This window comes from Pseudomonas sp. p106, assembly GCF_003936645.1.
In the GTDB taxonomy this organism is placed as follows: Bacteria; Pseudomonadota; Gammaproteobacteria; order Pseudomonadales; family Pseudomonadaceae; genus Aquipseudomonas; species Aquipseudomonas putida_E.
In genome coordinates this window covers 1-17,806 of the sequence record NZ_RHQR01000006.1, presented here as the reverse complement: position 1 = coordinate 17,806, position 17,806 = coordinate 1, and the positions used below count along the sequence as shown (strand labels likewise).

Sequence of the window (17,806 nt, the reverse complement as noted above, 5' to 3'; positions counted from 1 at the left end):
GCGCACCTCAAGGCATGGCTACCTGCCTAATCATTAGCTTGCATACGAGTTGGCGTATTACTTGCTATCACTTTGCTACTGTGATGTCGCGTATGGTGAAGATAATGTCGCTTTCAAGTGGTTCCATGCAGTTGTCATCGGCTGAGAAGCATTGGCTGCCGTGGTTCGGAAAAACCGGCAAGCTCAGCATGCGCTGGTCCTGCGGGCTCAACCGATCGACTTATCCGGTCATCGAGCAGACGTTCGAAGCCATAGCCCAGACCCGCATGCAGTTGCTGCAAAGCTGGGCGAGAGAACAGTGGGAACACCTGGCGGAACTTGCTGAAAACCTTGGCCCGGCCCTGGCTCACGACCGCACGCCATTGCTGGACAAGCTCGCCCAAGCGAACGACTTCTCGGAACTGTTCATCATCGACACCAGTGGCACGGTTGTGTTGTCGAGTTGGGCGCAACGCAGTAACGGCCAACGCATCGGGCAACTGGGCGCCTTGGCCCAGGGGTTGAAGGCGCCGTTTTTGCACGGCCCCTACAGTGATCCGCTGACCTTGCAGATCGGCCCCTCGTCGTCGCGGTTTCACGACGAAGTGACACTGATGTTCTATCAGCCGCTCAAAGCGCAAGGGAAGGTCTACGGCTGCCTCTGCGGCCGGGTGCCCAACGATGTATTGGGCGACCTGATCCAGCGTGAGGCCGGGCATATCTATGCCGAGTCCGGTGACAATTACCTGTTCATGGCGCAATCGCATTTCGACCCCGCTATCAAACCGGGTACCGCCCTGTCGCGCTCACGTTTCGAGGACGGCACCTTCACCCACGGGGAAAACCTCAAGAGCGGGGTGCATACGCCATGGAGCACCGTGCAGGTCCAGCGCCATACCGAGCTTGAGCTGCGCTTTACCGACCCTGCCACCCGCGAGCTTCACCCCGGCGTTCGGGAAACCATCCGCCAGGGCGCCAACCTGTTCGTGACTTACCCTGGCTATTCGGACTATCGCCATGTGCCAGTGGTGGGCAAAGGCGTCACATTCCAGTTGCCGGGCTCGCCGGACCGGTGGGGCATGATGTGCGAAGCCGATCTGGAGGAGGTCTACCGGCGACGCTCACTCAGCTACGGGTTGATGAAGCCGTACATCGCGATCATGGCCGGCCTGTTTGGTTGCAACTTCCTGGTGCAGCACTACGCGGGCTTGGCGCAAGGCATCAACGATGCGCTGCTGGCCGTGAGCATGCTGGCTGCCACACTGCTTTTCAGTGCGCTGGGGCCAAGGCGGCTGGCAGCCAGGTTCAATGGCATGACCGATGTACTGCGCACCATCGCCGAGGGCGAGGGCAACCTGCGCCAACGCCTGGACACCACGACCATGGCCAACGATGAAAGTGGCGACATGGCGCGCTGGATCAACAGCTTCATCGACCGCCTGGACTCGGTGGTGGGCCAAGTGGTCAAGGCCAGCCGCACGGTGGGCGCCACCAATCAGATGATGCTCGGGCGCAGCCACGAAGCGAGCGTCACCTCCAGCGAAGTGGCCGAGGCGGTGCACCAGATGATGATCATCATGGAGGAGCAACTGGGCGAACTGCAGCAGGCTTCGGTCAGCGCAGAGCAGATGAAGCAGGCCATGGACGAGGTGGTCAGCCGTGCCCGCGAGCAGTACCTGGCGGTGCAGGCCGGCACCCAGTCGATTCGGGATGTGGTAGCGCGTTCTGCTTCCAGTGTGCAGTTGCTCGACAGCAGGATGGCGCAGATCGGCAACATCAGCGGGCTGATCAGCGACATCACCAACCAGACCAACCTGCTGGCCCTCAATGCCGCCATCGAGGCCGCACGCGCGGGTGAGCATGGCCGGGGCTTTGCGGTGGTGGCCGATGAAGTGCGCAGCCTGGCTTCGCGCACGGCGCGCGCGGCCGACGATATCCGGCACATGGTCGAAGGCCTGCAGAATGAAACCCAGCAAGCCGTCAGTTTCATGGAGGAGGGGGTACATAACGTCGACGACAGCTTGCGCCTGGCCGAAGATGCCTCTTCGGAGAACGTACAGTTGCACCAGGCGGTAGAGAGCATGTTCCAGATCATTCAGCAGCTCAACCAGCGCAGCCTGGCTTATGGCAAGACCATCGAGCAGGTCAACCAGTCTTCCAGCGAAATGCGCCAGACGGCGGTGGTGCTGCAGAGCAGTGCCGAGACGGTGAAGGCCAATGCCAGCAAGCTGCAGAAGCTGGTCGGGCAGTTCGAGGTCAGCAGCGATACCGACAGGGCCGCAGCGGCTTGAGGGCCTGTGGAGCGCCCTGTTCTCGGCGCATCTGGCCGTCGTGCGCTATCATCCGCGGCCACGACCGGAGCAGCCCATGGCCAAAGACATCGAAAACCCCTGCGTCTCGCTTTGCCAGCTCAACAGCGAGCTGTGCGTGAGCTGTGGCCGAACCCGTGAGGAAATCCGCAAGTGGCGCGGCATGAAACGCCCGGAGAAGATGGCCACCGTGCAGCGCGCTGCGACGCGGATGAAGGCCATCGTCAAGAAAAACGCCAAGCGCCAGGGCAACGAGTGATTCACCCGCGCCCCCAGGGCCTGGTTCCATCATTTATGATGTGTTCTACCTGATCAACCCCGTACCGAGTGGCACCATGAACCGTCGCAAGAAGATCAAGCAGTTGCTGCAAGCACACCAGAAAAAGGCCGCCGCCAAGCTGGCACCGCGAAACAAGCCTAAATACATCTGCAAGGCCGATCGGCTGAAGCTGGCGGCTGATGCCGGTACCGAATGCCTGCCAGTTCTTTGCCCGGAGCGCGATGCTGTATGTTGAAGTCGCTATTGGCCATCGGGATTGGTGCCATGGTCGGTGCCTGGCTTCGCTGGGGCCTGGGCATGAAGCTCAATGCACTTTTCCCCGCCGTGCCGCCAGGTACCCTGCTGGCCAACCTCCTTGGTGGCTACATCATTGGCTTGGCCATCGCATTCTTCTCCGCATCGCCGTCGCTCAGCCCCGAATGGCGCCTGCTGCTGATCACTGGTTTTTGCGGTGGATTGACCACGTTCTCCACTTTCTCCGCAGAGGTCGTGTCTCTCATCCAGGAGGGGCGTATTTCATGGGCTCTGGGCTCTATCGCTTTGCACGTCACAGGTTCCTTGCTGATGACTGGGGCAGGGTTGGCGACTTTCTACTTTATTAACGGGCGCTAATAATCTGAGTAATGCCCCAGCGGTTCCATTAGCATTGGGCGCTTATCGGCCGCCTGTCAGGCACGATAAGCCCACTCCTGTCTTTTGAACCCGATGCCGCCCTCAATGACTGCCTTCTACCTCAAGTTCCTGATCACCCCGACCCTCATGCTGGCCATCTCGCTGGCAGCCAGGCGCTGGGGTACCCAGATCGGTGGGCTGCTCTCCGGGCTGCCGGTCACCTCGGCCCTGGTCATGTTGTTTCTCAGCCTCGAACAGGGGCCTGGTTTTGCGTTGCAGGCGGTGCCTGGCGCATTGGCGGGGTTGGCCGCCGTACAGGCAACCTACCTGTTCTACTACCTGGTGACCCGGCATGTGTCCGCTTTTATCGGCTGCATCACGGGCGTGGCGGTTTACGCGGTCACCGCCTTTGTGATGAGCCGCTTGGGCATGGTGGCGGTGTCAGTCGGCGTGACGTTGCTCCTGCTTACGCTGATCATCATCCTTACCTCGAACAATGCGCAGGCCGGTGCCGCGAAGGTTGTGCCGCTGCCTCGCTGGGTGATCCCCATGCGCATGCTCACGGCAACCCTGTTGTTGGTGGCGATCACTGCCAGTGCCCAATGGCTTGGGCCGGTGGCCAGCGGCCTGCTGGCACCCATCCCGGTGATTGCCTGGCCGCTGGCGGTGTTCGCCCATGTTCAGGGCGGTCACCAAGAGCTGGGTGCGATCGTGCGTGGCAATGCCATTGGCGCTGTGGGGGTGTTGGGCTTTTACCTGGCGGTGAAAAGCTCGATCGAGCCGCTGGGTACGGTACCGTCCATTACTGGCGCAGTGGTGCTGGCCGTGCTGGCAACGTTCGTGTTGGCGAGAATGCTAGGCAAAGGTTGAGGCCAGGGCAGGCGTATGGGGTCATAGTCCTGCCCGCGGCACCTTGCAGCATCTGCCAGTGGCATTTCATGCCTTTTGCTTGGCTGCTTTGAATTCAAGCGGCACGCTGCTCACCCTTGAGCATCTTTTTTTGCGCTTCCATGGCTTGGCCCATTTCTTCCAGCAGATCTTTGCTCAACAGCTTTTTCGCCGTGGGAAACAACTCGTCTTCCTCCTCTTCGATATGGTGTTCAAGCAACTCTTTCATCACTTTGACGCGGCCTGCGAATTCGAGCGTGCCGGTTTCGGTGTGCAGCAGGTCCGGCAACACCAGCGCATCGACCGTGCGGTGTTCCTCTTTTGCCTCGTAGTACATCTTCGCTTCTTCCTTGCCCCCGGCTTGTTTGATGGCCGGGTAAAGGATCTCTTCTTCAAGCGCGGTGTGGATCTGCAACTCCTGCTCGATCCGATGCAGGAGTTCGGCACGCTTCTTGACGGCGCGCTCGGTGGTTGAAGACAGTTCGTCCAGCAGCTTTTTAACCAGTTTGTGGTCTTGAATCAGCAGATCGATAGCGTTCATGGTGCACCTCATCGCGGTTGTGGAATCACGGCCTTGCAGGTCAAAGAATGGGTTTTCCGCCCGTAACGGCATAGCGTGAGCCAGAGATGTAGCTGGCCTCATCGGAGCCGAGCAAGACGTAGATCGGAGCTACCTCAACCGGTTGGCCCGGCCGGCCCATCGGATAGCTCGACCCGAAGTTTTTCACTGCCTCATCGGGCATGGTGGCAGGGATCAGTGGGGTCCAGATCGGGCCTGGTGCCACGCTGTTGACCCGAATCCCTTTGTCTCCCAGCAATTGGGCCAGCCCGGCGGTGAAGTTGGCGATGGCGCCTTTGGTGGTGGCATAGGCCAGCAGTTTGGGCGATGGGTCATCGGAATTGACCGAACTGGTGTTGATGATCGAACTGCCTTTGGGCATCGATGGCAGCGCCCGCTGGCAAATGCGGAATATGGCCGTGATGTTGACGTCGAATGTCATTACCCATTCGTCATCGTCGATTTCATCGAGGCTGTCGTGCGCCATCTGAAACGCGGCGTTATTGACCAGAATGTCGATACGACCAAACTGCTCCACGGTCTTGTCGACGATGTCGTAGCAGTGCTGTTTGCGCGCCAGATCCCCGGGCAGCAGCAGGCATTGCCGGCCCGCAGCCTGGACCCAACGGGCGGTTTCCTGCGCATCGTCGTGCTCATCAAGGTAGGCGAGGGCAATGTCTGCGCCTTCGCGGGCGTAGGCGATGGCGACTGCACGCCCGATCCCGCTGTCGGCGCCAGTGATCAGCGCTATCTTGCCGTTGAGTCGGCCGTTGCCGGTGTAGGTGTGCTCGCCACAGTCCGGGGAGGGTTCCATCTTGCGCTGCGAACCCGGGACGCTTTGCGGTTGTGAGGGAAACGGAGGGGTAGGGTAGTCACGCATGGTGCAAGCTCCTGCAGTTGGAAGGCTCATACCTGTTCGAAAGATGTGACAAGGGTTTGTTGGACGGGATCCGGTGTTTGAACGACGGACGGTTGGCCTGGGCATGGCGACTGAATTTTCGTTGTGCGCGCTGTTCTACCGCTCAAGCGCCTACCGCCACCCGGTATGGCTCAGCGAACACCAGGAGTCGCCACGTGCCTCGAATCATCACCCCTACCACCCCTGAACACGAGATCGATGAACACAATGCGAGGATGTTCGGTTCGCCTAAGGAGCGGCTGGACTTCTACCGCAGGGAAATTCAGTACGAGACCACCATCCTGGCCAACCGCACCGATGCCTACCTGGCCGCCCAGTCGTTTCTGGTCATCGCTTACGTGTCGTCCATGGGCAACCTGAACCAGAGCTGGGGTGAGATGTTCACATTGCTGGTGCCCGCCTTTCTCGCATTGCTGGGCGTGATGAGTACGCTCAATGCATGGCCTGGCATTCGCGCGGCCTATCGGATCATCGATCACTGGCAGCTCAAGCAAAGCCATCTTCTGCTCAGTGAACCCATGATGGGCCTGGCCTATGACGAATCTCCGCTGTTTTGCGAGGCGGAAACCTCCCGTGCAGGGCATCGCAAGTCCCTGCTTTTTTCGCTGCGTACGCCTTGGATCTTTCTTGGGTTCTGGCTGTTGCTGGGCAGTTATTCGGTTTATATCCAGCTTGCATGATCAAAGCGCAGGCAAGGGGCATGCATACATCAATGTTGGTGGTTGCACCGAAGCGATCAGCGGTGTTACACCAGATCTGATGTAGCCTACGGCCGTTTCTGCAAAGGCTAACCTTAGAACGGCATTTCTCAGCGCCCTGGAAGACTATTGATGCAGCAGCTGCCCCCTGACGAGACCATTCGTGCCGCACTCAGGAAATCCCAAGCCCGGCTGCACAGGCAGCACGAGCTGGTGGTCGAGTACGCGGTCATGTCGCTTAAATCCACCAACCTGGATGACGTGCTTGACCAGGCTTGCACACTGGTGGCCAAAGGCATGCACACCCGATTCGCCAAGGTCCTGATGCCGATTCCCGATAGCGACAGGTTTCTGCTGTCGCATGGGGTAGGGTGGGATGAGTCCGATATTGGCCACGCGACAGTGGGGGCCGACGAGGCCAGCCCTGCCGGGTTTGCCATTCAAACCTATCGGCCTGTGATTTCGAACCACCTGGGCCAGGAACAGCGCTTCAGAACGCCAGAATTGCTGAAAAAGTATGGTATCGAGCGTGCCATCAACGTGCCTATCAGGGGCGCATTGATGCCGTTTGGGGTACTTGAGGCAGACAGTAGCGATGGTGAGGATTTCATCGAAAGCGATCTGGTGTTCCTGGAAGGGATCTCCAACGTTATCTCCATGGCGGTTGAGCGGCTGACCGCTGGGGATGATCCTCAACTGGCCGACCCCTATTCGGAAAGCATGCTCAACGCCAGCCCGGACTGTGTGAACGTGTTGTCCAGCAGCGGTCACATCGAGTTCATGAACGACGCCGGGTTGGCGTTGATGCATATCGCCGACCTGGCAGAGATCAAAGGGCAGCCATGGTTGCAGCTTTGGCCCGCCGAGTCGGGCCCGGTCGTCCAGGAGGCCTTGGAAAAAGTCGCCAGAGGCGAGTCGACCCGCTTCGAAGGGTTCTGCCCTACCGGTCAGCAGGCGCCTAAATGGTGGGATGTCTCCGTTGCCCCCGTGTTGAACGCCGATGGCCAGGTCGAAAAACTCATTGCGGTATCCAGAGACATCACCGAACGGCACCATTATGAGGCTCAGTTGCTGTCGCTGATCGATGCACAGAACTCCAGGCTCAACAAGAACGACCTGCACCTGGAAGAAATCCATCACCGCGTCAAGAACAGCCTGCATCTGGTCAATACCCTGTTGCTATTGCAGGCGAACCTGACGCCGGATGCCGCGGTCAAGCTGCAACTGGAAACGGCAGCGGGTCGGGTTGTGACCATTGCCAGCGTGCATGAACGGCTCTATCAGACGGCCGATCAAGAGGTGCTTGCCGGCGACTACCTTGGTGCCTTGCTCGGTGACCTGGGGAGGGCACTGGCCGACCGGAAGATCGTCCTTGACGCTGACGCGTTCACCCTGCTGCCAGCAAGAATGGCGCCGTTGGGCCTGGTCATTTCCGAGCTGATCACCAATGCCTTGAAATACGGCAAAGGCACCATCGAGGTCAGCGTGCGGGATGCAGGTGACCACGCGTTGATCACCGTCACTGACGAGGGTGACGGTTTTCCCGAAAATTATCCCAAACCTAGCGGAACGGGCCTTGGCATGCGGCTTGTCAGAAGTTATTCAGGCTATGGCAGCTCGGCGATCTCGATTGATGGGGGCACAGATAAAAGCACCATTCACGTTCGCTTTAAACTCTGATGTTCAGGCGCGGTGGAGGTATGCCTGGAGTTCTTCGCTATCCTTGACTCGAGCGCCGCCTGCGCGGCGCCCGATCCCGCAAACCCCGCCCGCTGCTAGAGCACTTTGTCCAGCGTTATCGGAAGCGCTCTTACGCGTTTGCCGGTAGCATGGTAAACGGCATTGGCAACCGCCGCCGCGACTCCAACGACGCCGATCTCGCCTACGCCCTTGGAGCCCAGGTCATTGACGATGTCGTCGTGCTCTTCCACGAACATCACCTCGATGTCAGCGATATCGGCATGCACCGGGATGTGATACTCGGCCAGGTTGTGGTTGAGGATGCGACCGAGTTCATGATCGGTTTGCGTCTCTTCCTGCAACGCCATGCCCAACCCCCAGACCACGCCTCCGAGGATCTGGCTACGGGCGGTTTTCGGGTTGACCACACGCCCGGCGGCCACCGCGCTGACCACCCGCATGACCTTGATCGTACCCAGGTCTTCGTCAACGTGTACCTCTACGAAGACGGCCGAATGGGTAGCGGTGGAGAACGGCTGGCGTCCGGCACCGGGCTCGGCGTCGATCTGCACCTGCAGCTCGCCGTCCTTGGCCGTTGCGGCGATGCTGGCGATGGCAATACGGTGTTTCCCCGCTTGCAGGTAGCCTTGCGCGAACGCCACATTCTCTGCCGGCGTCGCCGCTATTTCGGGGAAATTCTGGCGCGCGAGTTCCAGCACCTTGGTGCGCAGGATCTGGCAGGCCTGCTGCACTACCGAACCCACTGAAGACACCGTGAACGAGCCACCCTGCAACGGCGCTGTCGGCAGTGAGGAGTCGCCCAGCAGGAAGGTTACATCCTGTGGCAAGACCCCAGCGGCGTCCGCAGCAATCTGCGTCATCACCGTATAGGTACCGGTACCTATGTCGGTGGTGGCGCTACTAACGGTCAAATGCCCGCGGCTGTCGAAGCAGGCCTTGGCGCTGGCCTTCATCTGTAGCGCTTCCCAGACTCCGCCGGCCACGCCCCAGCCGATCAATTGGTTACCGTCACGCATGCTGCGCGGTTGTGGGGTGCGTTTACCCCAGCCAAAGCGCGCGGCGCCCTGGTCATAACAGGCCAACAGCTCTTTGCTGGAATAGGGTTTGCCGTCGTTGCCATTGTGGCTGGCAAAATTGCGTCGACGCAATTGGAGCGGGTCGAGGTTCGCAGCGCATGCCAACTCATCCATCGCGCACTCCAGTGCGAGCACGCCGGACGCAGCACCCGGCGCACGCATGTCCAGCGGGGTATAGACGTCGAGCGGCGCAAGGCGATAACCGAGCGCAACGTTGTCGCAGTGGTAGAGCATGCCGCTCCACTCCACCAGGTGTTCGGTGAAGTCTTCGAAGCGCGATGTCTGGCCGAGCGCGTCGTGGGCAATTGCCAGCAGCTTGCCATCCGCCGCCGCACCCAGGCGCAGCCGCTGCTGCGTACGGGGACGATAGCCGAAGGTGAACATCTGCTGGCGTGTGAGGGCAAGGCGCACCGAACGTTTCAGGTGCAGGGCTGCCATGACTGCCAACGGCAACTGGTATTGCGGCCGCAGCCCAGAGCCAAAGGCACCGCCGACAAAGGCGGCGAGCACCCTGATGTTCTGTTTGGGCAGGCCGAATACCTTGTGCAGGTAGTCCTGACAGTTCTGCGTACCCTGGGTCTTGTCATGAATTTCCAGGGAGTCTCCAGCTTTGTAGAAAACGGTCGACGCGTGGGGCTCCATCGGGTTGTGATGCTCGATGGGCGTGTCGTAGGTGGCATCGACACGTACTGCGGCTTGAGCGTAATGACCTGCGAAATCACCGCGCGGCTCTGGCGTTTGGGCGGGTGCCGGGTGCGTGTGGTCGAGCACCGCGAACAGGTCGGTCTGGTGCGGCTCTTCGCTGTAGTCGATGCGCACCAGGGCGCCGGCATGGCGGGCCAGTTCAAGGCTCTCGGCGACCACCAGTGCCAACGGTTGCCCGCTATACAGCACACGGTCGTTGAATAGCGGCCGGAACGGGGAGCCTTCGGCTGAGTCGGCATCGCTGTAGTCGTCGTCATAGCTGGAAATGCGTGGGCGATTGGCGTGGTGCAGCACCGCGACCACGCCGGGTAACTGCAGTGCCTGGCTAGCGTCGATCGAGCGCACCCGGCCGCGGGCGATGGTGCTCGATACCACACTGGCGTGAAGCAGCCCGGCCTCGGGGTACTCACCGGCGTACCGCGCCTTGCCAGTGACCTTGGCAACGCCATCCACGCGGTCCAGGGGTTTGCCCACCACATTGGTCGTCTGGGTCATGGCGTCGTCCTCTGAATGCTGGCGTCGCCTGCGGCTTCACTGAGCGCACGGACGATCGCACGTTTGGCGAGTTCCACTTTGAAAGCGTTGTGGCTCAGCGGTTTTGCCATCTGCAGCCATGCTTGGGCCGCGCGCGCGAAGAGGGCGTGGGAAGCCCTTTGACCTTGCAAGGTCTTCTCCACAGCTGTGTCTCGCCAAGGCTTGTGCGCTACGCCTCCCAGAGCCACCCGGGCTTCCTGGATGACGTCGCCATCGAACTTCAACGCGGCAGCGACCGATACCAGTGCAAACGCGTACGAGGCACGGTCGCGAATCTTCAGGTAGTGGGAGTGCTGCGCAAACTCAGCAGGTGGCAGTTCTATCGCGGTAATCAGCTCATCGGCTGACAGCTGGTTGTCACGCTCCGGCGTGTTGCCTGGCAGGCTATGGAAGTCGGTAAAGGGGATCAGCCGTGAGCCGGCGCGGCCTTGCACGTGGACAACGGCATCGAGTGCTGCCAGCGCCACACACATGTCCGAGGGGTGCGTGGCAACGCAGGTATCGCTGGCGCCGAGAATGGCGTGGATGCGGTTGAGACCCGAGCGGGCAGGGCAACCGCTTCCTGGCTCACGTTTGTTGCAGGGGGTGCCGGTGTCATAGAAGTAATAGCAGCGCGTACGCTGCAACAGGTTGCCCCCGGTACTTGCCATGTTGCGCAACTGCGGTGATGCGCCTGCAAGGATGGCTTGTGACAGCAACGGGTAGTGCTGTTCGATCACCGCATTCCAGGCAAGGTCGGCGTTGCTGACCAATGCGCCAATCAAAACGCCGCCGTTGGCGGTGGGCTCGATGCCGTGCAGGTCCAGGGCGGTTATGTCGATCAAGCGCTGCGGGTTAACCACGTTCTCCTTCATCAGATCGACCAGGTTGGTGCCGCCGGCAATAAAGCGGGTGGATTCGTCCGCCATGTTTACCGCTTCACTGACCGATGCAGGCCTGTGGTAGCTGAAAGGGGTCATGGGTTCGGCCCTCCCTGAGGCTTGGCGGTCGCCTGCACCAGCGGCAATGCCTCTTCGACCGCAGCAAGGATATTGCTGTAGGCGCCGCAGCGGCACAGATTGCCGCTCATGTGTTCGCGAATGGCTTCACGGGTAACGGCGCGGCCTTCATGGGCCAGGCCGACTGCCGAACAGATCTGGCCGGGCGTGCAATAGCCGCACTGGAAAGCATCATGGGCGATGAAGGCACGCTGCATGGGGTGCAGTTGCTCGCCTTGGGCCAGTCCCTCGACCGTGACCAGGTCGGCGCCGTCGCACATCACGGCAAGGGTCAGGCAGGCATTGATCCGCTTGCCGTCGCGCAGCACCGTGCAGGCGCCGCATTGGCCATGGTCACAACCTTTTTTGCTGCCGATCAGATCGAGTTGCTCACGCAGCAGATCGAGCAGGGTCGTCCAGGGCTGGACGTGGAGCGACGTGCGTTCGCCGTTGAGTGTCAGGCTGATGGGATGCCCATCGACACCCTGTTGGGGGTTGGTGTTCATGGGAAAACCTCACGGTCAGGAATGCATTCGCGCAATCAAGTGCGTCTATTTCCTGCGACTGGAGGCTTTCGGCAAACGTTCAGGTTTTATTCGGGGCTTGCGGCAGTGTGCAGTCTCGGCCACTGCTTGACCGCAGGCTGCGCCATCCATGGCAAACGGCGGGCTTAACGCGTGGCGGCTTGTTCTTCTACCGAGGTGCCGAAGGAGACGTAGTACGCCAACCCGACGAAGATCGCCCCACCCACGGCGTTGCCCAGGAAGACTGCTGCAAGGTTGTGCACCAGCTGGCCCCAGCTCAGGTAACCGGCGAAGATCGCAGCCGGGATCAGGAACATGTTGGCCACCACGTGCTGGAAGCCGATGGCGACGAAGGCCATGATCGGGAACCAGATGCCGAGAATCTTGCCGCTCATCTCACGGCTGGCATACGCCAGCCACACTGCCAGGCACACCAGCCAGTTGCAGCCGATGCCCGAAACGAATGCGTGGAGGAAGTCGGCGCTGGTCTTGCTGGTTGCCGCTGCCAGCGTCTTGTTCAGGTAGGCACCTTCAGTGAGCCCCAGCAAGTGGCCAAAGCAGTACGCCACGAACAGCGCGCCCAGCAGGTTTGCCACGGTCACCAGCAGCCAGTTGCGCGCGACGTCCACCAGGCGGATGCGCCGGGCGAACATCGCCAGGGGCAGGCTCATCATGTTGCCGGTGAGCAATTCGCCGCCGGCCAGGATGACCAGGATCAGCCCGATCGGAAATACCGCGGCGCCCAGCAAGTTGCCCAACGAGGCCCAGGGGGCAGGAATCATGGTACTGACATGGATGTGCAGCAGAAACCCCATTGAAATGAATGCGCCCGCCAGAAAACCCAGGATGAGCGTGGCGCGGGCGGGCAGGTGGGCTTTGCGGGTGCCGGCTTCGATGACCAGCTCGGTGATGCGGGAGGGCGTATTGACGGACATTTCAGTAACTCGAACACAAGGACGACGGTCACGCCGTGAGGCATGCAGCGGGTCGGGATTAACAGAGAGCGCGCAGGGCAGTTAGCGAGGTATTCAGAAGAAGGGCAAAACAGACAAGCTCGATCGACTTCGTAGAGCGGCGCACGTTATCTGAGGCAATTTGACGCAGTCAAATCGATAGGCTGGATGGTTTGATAGAGGCACTCGATGATGGGTGTTGTGAGGGCCTGACGCGGCCTGTCGGTTTCGCTTTGGCAGACACGCCTGTGTATCACTCTGTATCAAGGCGCTTTGCCAAGCCACTTGCTTACAAATGCCTCGTTCTGCCGATACGTCACGGATACATGCCTCAGGCCAAATGAGCCAACCCGAATGAACAGCCCGACGGCCTGTAGTTCTGGCGCAATCGCCCTTGAGGCATGACCGCGCGGCTTGGCCGCGCACCTATCCGGAGAAGCACCATGTCCCGTATCCAGTTCCCCAACAAGACCCGCCTTGGCCTGCTCAGCATCGCACTGGTGGGCGGCATCAACCTGACCGCATCGGCCTTTGCTGTCGAAGCACTGCCGCAGGGCTACCAGCTCGCTGCTGCCGAAAAGGCCGGGGAGGGCAAATGTGGCGAGGGCAAGTGCGGCGCCGACAGCGCCCATGCCAAGGCCACCCAGACCGAAGGTAAATGCGGCGAGGGCAAATGTGGCGCCAGCGATGCCAAGGCCAAGGCTACCCAGGCCGAAGGCAAGTGTGGTGAAGGCAAGTGTGGCGATGCCTCGCGTGCCCCATCTGTAGCTGACTGAGCCAGGCCAGGACTGACCACCAGCGCTATCCTCCCTGCGCTGATAGGCCCGGGAGGGTGGTCGCTTCAAGGAGCACGCCATGAGCACATCCCTTCCCTTGCAAGGCTCCGGCCTTGGTCTGCGCCGGGCGCTGCTGCCTGAGTTGCTGACCATGGCCCCCGGTGCCGTGGACTTTCTCGAATGCGCCCCTGACAACTGGATCGGTGTAGGCGGCAGTTATGGCAAAGGCCTGGAGCGCCTGGCTGAGCGTTTCCCGCTGGCTTGTCATGGTTTGTCCCTGTCGTTGGGCGGGCCTGAGCCTCTGGATCGCGCTTTTCTACGGCAGATCCGCGATTTTCTCGACCGTTATCGCGTGCCACTGTTCAGCGAGCACCTGAGCTACTGTAGCGATGACGGTCATCTCTACGACCTGATTCCCATGCCCTTCACCGACGAAGCCGTGCGCCATACCGCTGAGCGCATCCATCAGGTGCAGGACGCGCTCGGCCGGCGCATCGCGGTGGAAAACATCTCCTATTACGCTGCACCGTACCAGGCGATGAGCGAAATCGAGTTCCTGAGCGCCGTGCTCGAAGAAGCCGGCTGCGACCTGTTGCTTGACATCAACAACCTGATCGTCAATGCCTGCAACCACCGCTATGACGCTGCCGATTTCCTCGCCCGCGTGCCGGCCGAGCGGGTGGTGTGCCTGCACGTGGCCGGGCACTACGATGAAGCACCGGATCTGAAGATCGATACCCACGGTGCGAGCGTGAAGGAGGACGTGTGGCGCTTGCTGGCCCGTGCCTATGAGCATTTGGGTGCTGTGCCGACCCTGCTGGAGCGCGATTTCAACCTGCCGCCGCTGGCCGAACTGTTGCTTGAGGTGGATTACATTCGCGACCTGCAAACCGCTGCAAGCGCGCCGCAGGTGCGCCATGGCTGATACCTTGCGCGAGCAGCAGATGCGGATGGCCCGGTTCATCCGTGACCCGCAGTCCAACCCGCCGCCACCGGGCATCGAGGCGCGGCGCCTGGCGGTGTATCGGCGGCTGTTCTTCGGCAATGTGCAGTCGCTGCTGGCCGGCAGCTTTCCGGTGCTGCAGGCTAGCCTGGGACCTGAGCGGTGGCTGGCGCTGATTGAAAGCTTCTACGCCAACCATCGCTGCCAGATGCCGCTGTTCACCGAAGTGGCTGGCGAGCTGGTCGAATACCTGCAAAACCGTGCCGACCAGCGGGGCTGGGTGGCCGAACTGGCCCATTATGAATGGATCGAGACGGTGCTGATGCTCAGTGATGGCACAGACCTGGCGCATGACCCGAACGGTGACCTGCTTCAGGGCGTACCGTTATTGTCCTGCCTTGCTGCACCACTTGCCTACGCGTGGCCGGTCAGCCATATCGGCCCTGGGCGTATTCCATCGCAGGTGCCGACAACGCCGACCCTTCTGTTGGCCTGCCGCGGCGCAGACCACAAGGTGCATTTCTCGCGCCTTGCGCCGCTGGCCCATGCGTTGCTGGTGTCTTTGCAGGAAAGGCAAGTGAGCGGGCGTGAACACCTGGCAGGGTTGGCAGCACGTGCCGGCATCGAACCGGGCACCGTTGAAACCTTGGGACTTGAACTGTTGATAAATCTCAAATCTCAAGGCGTGGTGCTCGGGACCAGGCTGCACGAAAGACCCATGAGGCTTTGATTCCAACCACAATCAGCGGCGATAGTAGTGGTGATCGGCTTCGTAGCGGTGGTGCATGGCCCGCTCATGGCGGCGCTGCCAGTCGCGGCGGCGTTCCGCTTCACGGCGCGCCTGCTCACGGCGCCATTGGTCGCGCCGCCATTGGTCACGACGCCAGTCGTCTCTACGGTCGTGCCAGTGGCCGTCGCGCCGGTAACGGTCATCATGGGCAAGCAGCGTAGCGGGTTGCGCGGCTGCTACGCTCGCCAGGCTCGGCCAAGGGCTGTTGGCGTCCTCGATGTGGGCCTGAGAAGAGGTGGCCTTGGTTGCGAGCAGCGGCATTGACGCCTTCGCCGGTGTTGCAGATGCCGAGCCCATTGCCGCGAACGCGAACAGGCCCAGGAGCACTATCCGTGGGACATGGATTTTCATGAGCGAAGACAACCTCTGATAGACATTGGGACGTTGGCCATGACGTCGCGGGCAAACCCTGAGGGAGCCGGCAATCTTCATCTGCCTGTTCACATAGACCTTCAAACCGAAAAAAGTTCTAGAAAACCGCAACTTGACTCATCAGTGGTGCAACGCGGGGTGCTGGTCAAGGGCGTCATCGGTTACCAGCAACGGTATACTCCGTACCTTTGCCAGCGCCCCGGAGACAGCCATGCGGCAGGTTTTACTCATCGTCGATGTACAGTCCACCTTCAGCCCGCCCGAGTGGCTGGTCGATGGTGTGCGCGCGTTGTCTGCGACGATCCCGACCATTGCCTCGGTCCAGTTGCATGATGAACAGGTCACGCCGTTCGAGCGGCAGCTTGGCTGGCACCCTGCAGCAGAAGACGAGTGCCTTGTCGAGGCTGACAAGGTCTTTGTCAAACAGGGTTACAGGCAGACTGCCGAGACCATCGAGTACATCAGGGGGCTGGGCGCGGAGCGGGTGTTGGTCTGCGGGTTGCAGACCGAGACGTGCGTGCTTGCCGCCGGCTTTGCCCTGTTCGACGAAGGGCTCATGCCGACGTTGATTACCGACCTGACGGTGGGGTCTTCCCTGGATCGTTCAGGGAAAATGGGCATCGAGCTGTGGAAGCATCACTTCGGTAATGTCATCACCCGGGCTCAGGTGCTGGCCGAAGGTTGCGTCTGACACGGTCCTGACCGGTCGCTGATCCACACGAGCGGGCGCGATGGCTCAGCGCTGGCCATGCGCTTGAGTGTTTCTGAATCGAGCAAGGTGCTTACCTGGCCGACCATGGCAAGCAGGCGATCGGCGAAATCTGCGCTGATGATGCCGCTGTCTTCCAGGGATATTCCATGACCTTCGTGCTGGATCGCCAGATGGTAGTGGCTCACGCCCTGGTCGTTTTCGCTGCTGGCCAGCGTCACGATGCAGCTTGGGCCGAGCAACCTGGCCAGGCGTTGCTGCACCTGCTCCAGCAGCGGGGTGGGTAGTTGTTCTTGCAGCATGAAGGGGTACCTGCCAGGCGAGTTCTAGGGGGAGTCAGCTTAGGCAAACGGACTGTCAACTTGGGTTAAGCCGGGGTAAAAGCGGGTAAGACCCGCTTCCCGTGAAGCGGCCTGCTCGCGACCGCTGCCGGCACGACACAACCCGCTCCTGGATAAGTCAGAAGGTCTGCCCCAGCGAGAACTGGAATATCTGCGTCTCGGCGTTCTCCGGCTTCTTTACCGGTGTGGCAAGGCTGAACGTCAGCGGCCCCATGGGGCTGTACCAGGTCACGCCGACGCCCAGCGACACCGCCAGCTGGTCAAGGCCCACACTGCCGCAACCCTGCGTGGTGGACAGGTAGCACGTGTCGGAAAACACGTTGCCCGCGTCCACGAACACCGAGCTGCGCAGCTGGCGCTGGTCTTTGATGAAGGGCATCGGGAAGATGTACTCGGCGCCGCCGGTCACCAGGATGTTGCCGCCCAGTGCATCGGTATCGCGGTCGGAGTAATAGGCTTGACCGGCACTTGCATAGGTACCGGTCGCCGGCGTATTGCGCGGGCCCAGCGAGCCATCCTTGAAGCCGCGTACCGAACCCTGGCCACCGGCTGTGTAGTTCTCATAGAAGGGCAGGCCCTCGGTGGAGCCGTAGCCATCCCCGTAGCCCAGGCTGGTATGCAGGCGCAATGTGGTGCGTTCGCTCAGCGGCAGGTAGGTCTGGCCGCTGTAGTCGAGCTTGTAGAAGGACAGGTCGCTGCCTGGCGTGGTGGCCATCAGCGTCAGGCTCTGTGAGTGGCCACGGGTCGCCAGCACCCCCTTGTTCAAGGTCGACTCGGACCAGCCGATCGAAGCCTTGAGGTTGTTGAAACTTTCGCCCTCGCGCTGGATGAAGTCATAGATCTCGTCGGCGCTATAGGTGCCGGGGGAGATGTCATCGTGTTGCAGGGTCAGGCCGTAGGTCAGGCGCGACGTTTCGCTGATCGGGTAGCCCAGGCTCACGCCCGCGCCATAGCTGTTGATGGCGTAGTAGGAAACGCCGTCATCGTAGTAATCGCTGTAGTCGGTGCTGCTGTAGAACAGGTTGTAGCCCAGGCTCACGCCATCTTCGGTGAAGTACGGGTTGGTGAAGCCGAAGTTGTACTTGGTCTGGTATTCCGAACGGGTCAGGCCGATGGACACCTTGTTACCGGTACCGAGGAAGTTGGTCTGGCTGATCGAAC

General features: G+C 60.9%; 20 protein-coding genes and 1 pseudogene. 12 read left to right on the top strand and 9 right to left on the bottom strand.

All coding sequences use genetic code 11. From position 1 onward, the window contains the following. Positions 1-14: 14 nt before the first annotated feature. The 5 genes from EGJ09_RS09445 (at position 15) to EGJ09_RS09425 (ending at position 4,050) form a co-directional block, all read left to right on the top strand. On the top strand, positions 15-2,270 hold the full coding sequence (locus EGJ09_RS09445; protein ID WP_371928074.1) for a methyl-accepting chemotaxis protein: 2,256 nt from the start codon (positions 15-17) through the stop codon (positions 2,268-2,270). Between the two features lie 76 nt (positions 2,271-2,346). After that, a complete protein-coding gene (locus EGJ09_RS09440) occupies positions 2,347-2,547 on the top strand; it encodes a DUF1289 domain-containing protein (protein ID WP_012314714.1) in 201 nt (66 codons plus the stop codon). Between the two features lie 76 nt (positions 2,548-2,623). Next, a complete protein-coding gene (locus EGJ09_RS09435) occupies positions 2,624-2,803 on the top strand; it encodes a DUF2986 domain-containing protein (protein ID WP_115275534.1) in 180 nt (59 codons plus the stop codon). Then, on the top strand, positions 2,797-3,180 hold the full coding sequence (gene crcB / locus EGJ09_RS09430) for a fluoride efflux transporter CrcB (protein WP_125923673.1): 384 nt from the start codon (positions 2,797-2,799) through the stop codon (positions 3,178-3,180). The genes EGJ09_RS09435 and crcB overlap by 7 nt, the downstream gene beginning before the upstream one ends. 105 nt (positions 3,181-3,285) lie before the next feature. Next, the gene (locus tag EGJ09_RS09425) at positions 3,286-4,050 is read left to right on the top strand and encodes a hypothetical protein (protein ID WP_115275535.1); all 765 of its coding nucleotides are present in this window, start codon (positions 3,286-3,288) and stop codon (positions 4,048-4,050) included. 94 nt (positions 4,051-4,144) lie between these two features. Here EGJ09_RS09425 and EGJ09_RS09420 read toward each other — a convergent pair whose 3' ends face one another. Together EGJ09_RS09420 and EGJ09_RS09415 are read right to left on the bottom strand one after the other, a co-directional pair. Next, positions 4,145-4,609 carry a hemerythrin domain-containing protein gene (locus EGJ09_RS09420; RefSeq protein ID WP_046786038.1) on the bottom strand — a complete coding sequence of 155 codons (465 nt, stop codon included), beginning with the start codon at positions 4,607-4,609 and terminating at the stop codon, positions 4,145-4,147. Positions 4,610-4,649: 40 nt separating this feature from the next. Continuing rightward, a complete protein-coding gene (locus EGJ09_RS09415) occupies positions 4,650-5,507 on the bottom strand; it encodes an SDR family oxidoreductase (protein ID WP_115274645.1) in 858 nt (285 codons plus the stop codon). 103 nt (positions 5,508-5,610) lie between these two features. Here EGJ09_RS09415 and EGJ09_RS26735 point away from each other — a divergent pair, with 103 nt between their 5' ends. The 3 genes from EGJ09_RS26735 to EGJ09_RS09405 all read left to right on the top strand — a co-directional run bounded on the left by EGJ09_RS26735 (position 5,611) and on the right by EGJ09_RS09405 (position 7,924). Beyond that, complete coding sequence (locus EGJ09_RS26735) at positions 5,611-5,733, top strand: hypothetical protein (protein WP_256658422.1); 123 nt, start codon at positions 5,611-5,613, stop codon at positions 5,731-5,733. Beyond that, a complete protein-coding gene (locus tag EGJ09_RS09410) occupies positions 5,702-6,226 on the top strand; it encodes a hypothetical protein (protein ID WP_046786040.1) in 525 nt (174 codons plus the stop codon). The genes EGJ09_RS26735 and EGJ09_RS09410 overlap by 32 nt, the downstream gene beginning before the upstream one ends. Positions 6,227-6,376: 150 nt before the next feature. Then, on the top strand, positions 6,377-7,924 hold the full coding sequence (locus tag EGJ09_RS09405; RefSeq protein ID WP_125923672.1) for a sensor histidine kinase: 1,548 nt from the start codon (positions 6,377-6,379) through the stop codon (positions 7,922-7,924). A gap of 95 nt (positions 7,925-8,019) precedes the next feature. On the opposite strand, the gene EGJ09_RS09400 is transcribed toward EGJ09_RS09405, so the two are convergent. The 4 genes from EGJ09_RS09400 to EGJ09_RS09385 form a co-directional block, all read right to left on the bottom strand. After that, entirely contained in the window at positions 8,020-10,221 is a 2,202-nt protein-coding gene (locus EGJ09_RS09400) for a xanthine dehydrogenase family protein molybdopterin-binding subunit (RefSeq protein ID WP_125923671.1), read from the bottom strand. Beyond that, on the bottom strand, positions 10,218-11,219 hold the full coding sequence (locus EGJ09_RS09395; RefSeq protein WP_115274648.1) for a xanthine dehydrogenase family protein subunit M: 1,002 nt from the start codon (positions 11,217-11,219) through the stop codon (positions 10,218-10,220). Before EGJ09_RS09395 ends, EGJ09_RS09400 begins: the two co-directional genes overlap by 4 nt. Continuing rightward, complete coding sequence (locus tag EGJ09_RS09390; protein ID WP_125923670.1) at positions 11,216-11,743, bottom strand: (2Fe-2S)-binding protein; 528 nt, start codon at positions 11,741-11,743, stop codon at positions 11,216-11,218. Before EGJ09_RS09390 ends, EGJ09_RS09395 begins: the two co-directional genes overlap by 4 nt. Before the next feature lie 164 nt (positions 11,744-11,907). Continuing rightward, positions 11,908-12,696, bottom strand: a complete 789-nt coding sequence (locus EGJ09_RS09385) for a formate/nitrite transporter family protein (RefSeq protein WP_046786045.1) — start codon at positions 12,694-12,696, stop codon at positions 11,908-11,910. A 461-nt stretch (positions 12,697-13,157) separates the two neighbouring features. On the opposite strand from EGJ09_RS09385, the pseudogene EGJ09_RS09380 reads away from it, so the two are divergent. The 3 genes and pseudogenes from EGJ09_RS09380 to EGJ09_RS09370 all read left to right on the top strand — a co-directional run. Further along, positions 13,158-13,487 (top strand): annotated as a pseudogene (locus EGJ09_RS09380) (hypothetical protein); the annotation flags it as partial. Between the two features lie 82 nt (positions 13,488-13,569). After that, positions 13,570-14,415, top strand: coding sequence for a DUF692 domain-containing protein (locus tag EGJ09_RS09375; protein ID WP_125923669.1), 846 nt, complete (start codon positions 13,570-13,572; stop codon positions 14,413-14,415). Beyond that, positions 14,408-15,163 (top strand): DUF2063 domain-containing protein, encoded by a 756-nt coding sequence (locus EGJ09_RS09370; protein ID WP_125923668.1) that lies wholly within the window; start codon positions 14,408-14,410, stop codon positions 15,161-15,163. The genes EGJ09_RS09375 and EGJ09_RS09370 overlap by 8 nt, the downstream gene beginning before the upstream one ends. A gap of 12 nt (positions 15,164-15,175) precedes the next feature. On the opposite strand, the gene EGJ09_RS09365 is transcribed toward EGJ09_RS09370, so the two are convergent. Continuing rightward, positions 15,176-15,484 (bottom strand): hypothetical protein, encoded by a 309-nt coding sequence (locus EGJ09_RS09365; RefSeq protein ID WP_305955515.1) that lies wholly within the window; start codon positions 15,482-15,484, stop codon positions 15,176-15,178. 322 nt (positions 15,485-15,806) lie between these two features. Here EGJ09_RS09365 and EGJ09_RS09360 point away from each other — a divergent pair, with 322 nt between their 5' ends. Further along, positions 15,807-16,286: an isochorismatase family protein gene (locus EGJ09_RS09360; protein WP_119687118.1), complete on the top strand. Its 480-nt coding sequence runs from the start codon at positions 15,807-15,809 to the stop codon at positions 16,284-16,286. On the opposite strand, the gene EGJ09_RS09355 is transcribed toward EGJ09_RS09360, so the two are convergent. Beyond that, complete coding sequence (locus EGJ09_RS09355; RefSeq protein ID WP_046786050.1) at positions 16,259-16,606, bottom strand: hypothetical protein; 348 nt, start codon at positions 16,604-16,606, stop codon at positions 16,259-16,261. The two genes, EGJ09_RS09360 and EGJ09_RS09355, sit on opposite strands and share 28 nt — an antisense overlap. A 157-nt stretch (positions 16,607-16,763) precedes the next feature. Beyond that, the coding region (gene bamA, locus EGJ09_RS09350) for an outer membrane protein assembly factor BamA (RefSeq protein WP_125923667.1) at positions 16,764-17,806 on the bottom strand (1,043 nt) is incomplete at its 5' end.

Coding starts and splice junctions, on each gene's coding strand:
- EGJ09_RS09445 (WP_371928074.1), top strand. CDS start 15: ATGGCTACCTGCCTAATCATTAGCTTGCATACGAGTTGGCGTATTACT.
- EGJ09_RS09440 (WP_012314714.1), top strand. CDS start 2,347: ATGGCCAAAGACATCGAAAACCCCTGCGTCTCGCTTTGCCAGCTCAAC.
- EGJ09_RS09435 (WP_115275534.1), top strand. CDS start 2,624: ATGAACCGTCGCAAGAAGATCAAGCAGTTGCTGCAAGCACACCAGAAA.
- crcB (WP_125923673.1), top strand. CDS start 2,797: ATGTTGAAGTCGCTATTGGCCATCGGGATTGGTGCCATGGTCGGTGCC.
- EGJ09_RS09425 (WP_115275535.1), top strand. CDS start 3,286: ATGACTGCCTTCTACCTCAAGTTCCTGATCACCCCGACCCTCATGCTG.
- EGJ09_RS09420 (WP_046786038.1), bottom strand. CDS start 4,609: ATGAACGCTATCGATCTGCTGATTCAAGACCACAAACTGGTTAAAAAG.
- EGJ09_RS09415 (WP_115274645.1), bottom strand. CDS start 5,507: ATGCGTGACTACCCTACCCCTCCGTTTCCCTCACAACCGCAAAGCGTC.
- EGJ09_RS26735 (WP_256658422.1), top strand. CDS start 5,611: ATGGCGACTGAATTTTCGTTGTGCGCGCTGTTCTACCGCTCAAGCGCC.
- EGJ09_RS09405 (WP_125923672.1), top strand. CDS start 6,377: ATGCAGCAGCTGCCCCCTGACGAGACCATTCGTGCCGCACTCAGGAAA.
- EGJ09_RS09400 (WP_125923671.1), bottom strand. CDS start 10,221: ATGACCCAGACGACCAATGTGGTGGGCAAACCCCTGGACCGCGTGGAT.
- EGJ09_RS09395 (WP_115274648.1), bottom strand. CDS start 11,219: ATGACCCCTTTCAGCTACCACAGGCCTGCATCGGTCAGTGAAGCGGTA.
- EGJ09_RS09390 (WP_125923670.1), bottom strand. CDS start 11,743: ATGAACACCAACCCCCAACAGGGTGTCGATGGGCATCCCATCAGCCTG.
- EGJ09_RS09385 (WP_046786045.1), bottom strand. CDS start 12,696: ATGTCCGTCAATACGCCCTCCCGCATCACCGAGCTGGTCATCGAAGCC.
- EGJ09_RS09375 (WP_125923669.1), top strand. CDS start 13,570: ATGAGCACATCCCTTCCCTTGCAAGGCTCCGGCCTTGGTCTGCGCCGG.
- EGJ09_RS09370 (WP_125923668.1), top strand. CDS start 14,408: ATGGCTGATACCTTGCGCGAGCAGCAGATGCGGATGGCCCGGTTCATC.
- EGJ09_RS09365 (WP_305955515.1), bottom strand. CDS start 15,484: ATGCCGCTGCTCGCAACCAAGGCCACCTCTTCTCAGGCCCACATCGAG.
- EGJ09_RS09360 (WP_119687118.1), top strand. CDS start 15,807: ATGCGGCAGGTTTTACTCATCGTCGATGTACAGTCCACCTTCAGCCCG.
- EGJ09_RS09355 (WP_046786050.1), bottom strand. CDS start 16,606: ATGCTGCAAGAACAACTACCCACCCCGCTGCTGGAGCAGGTGCAGCAA.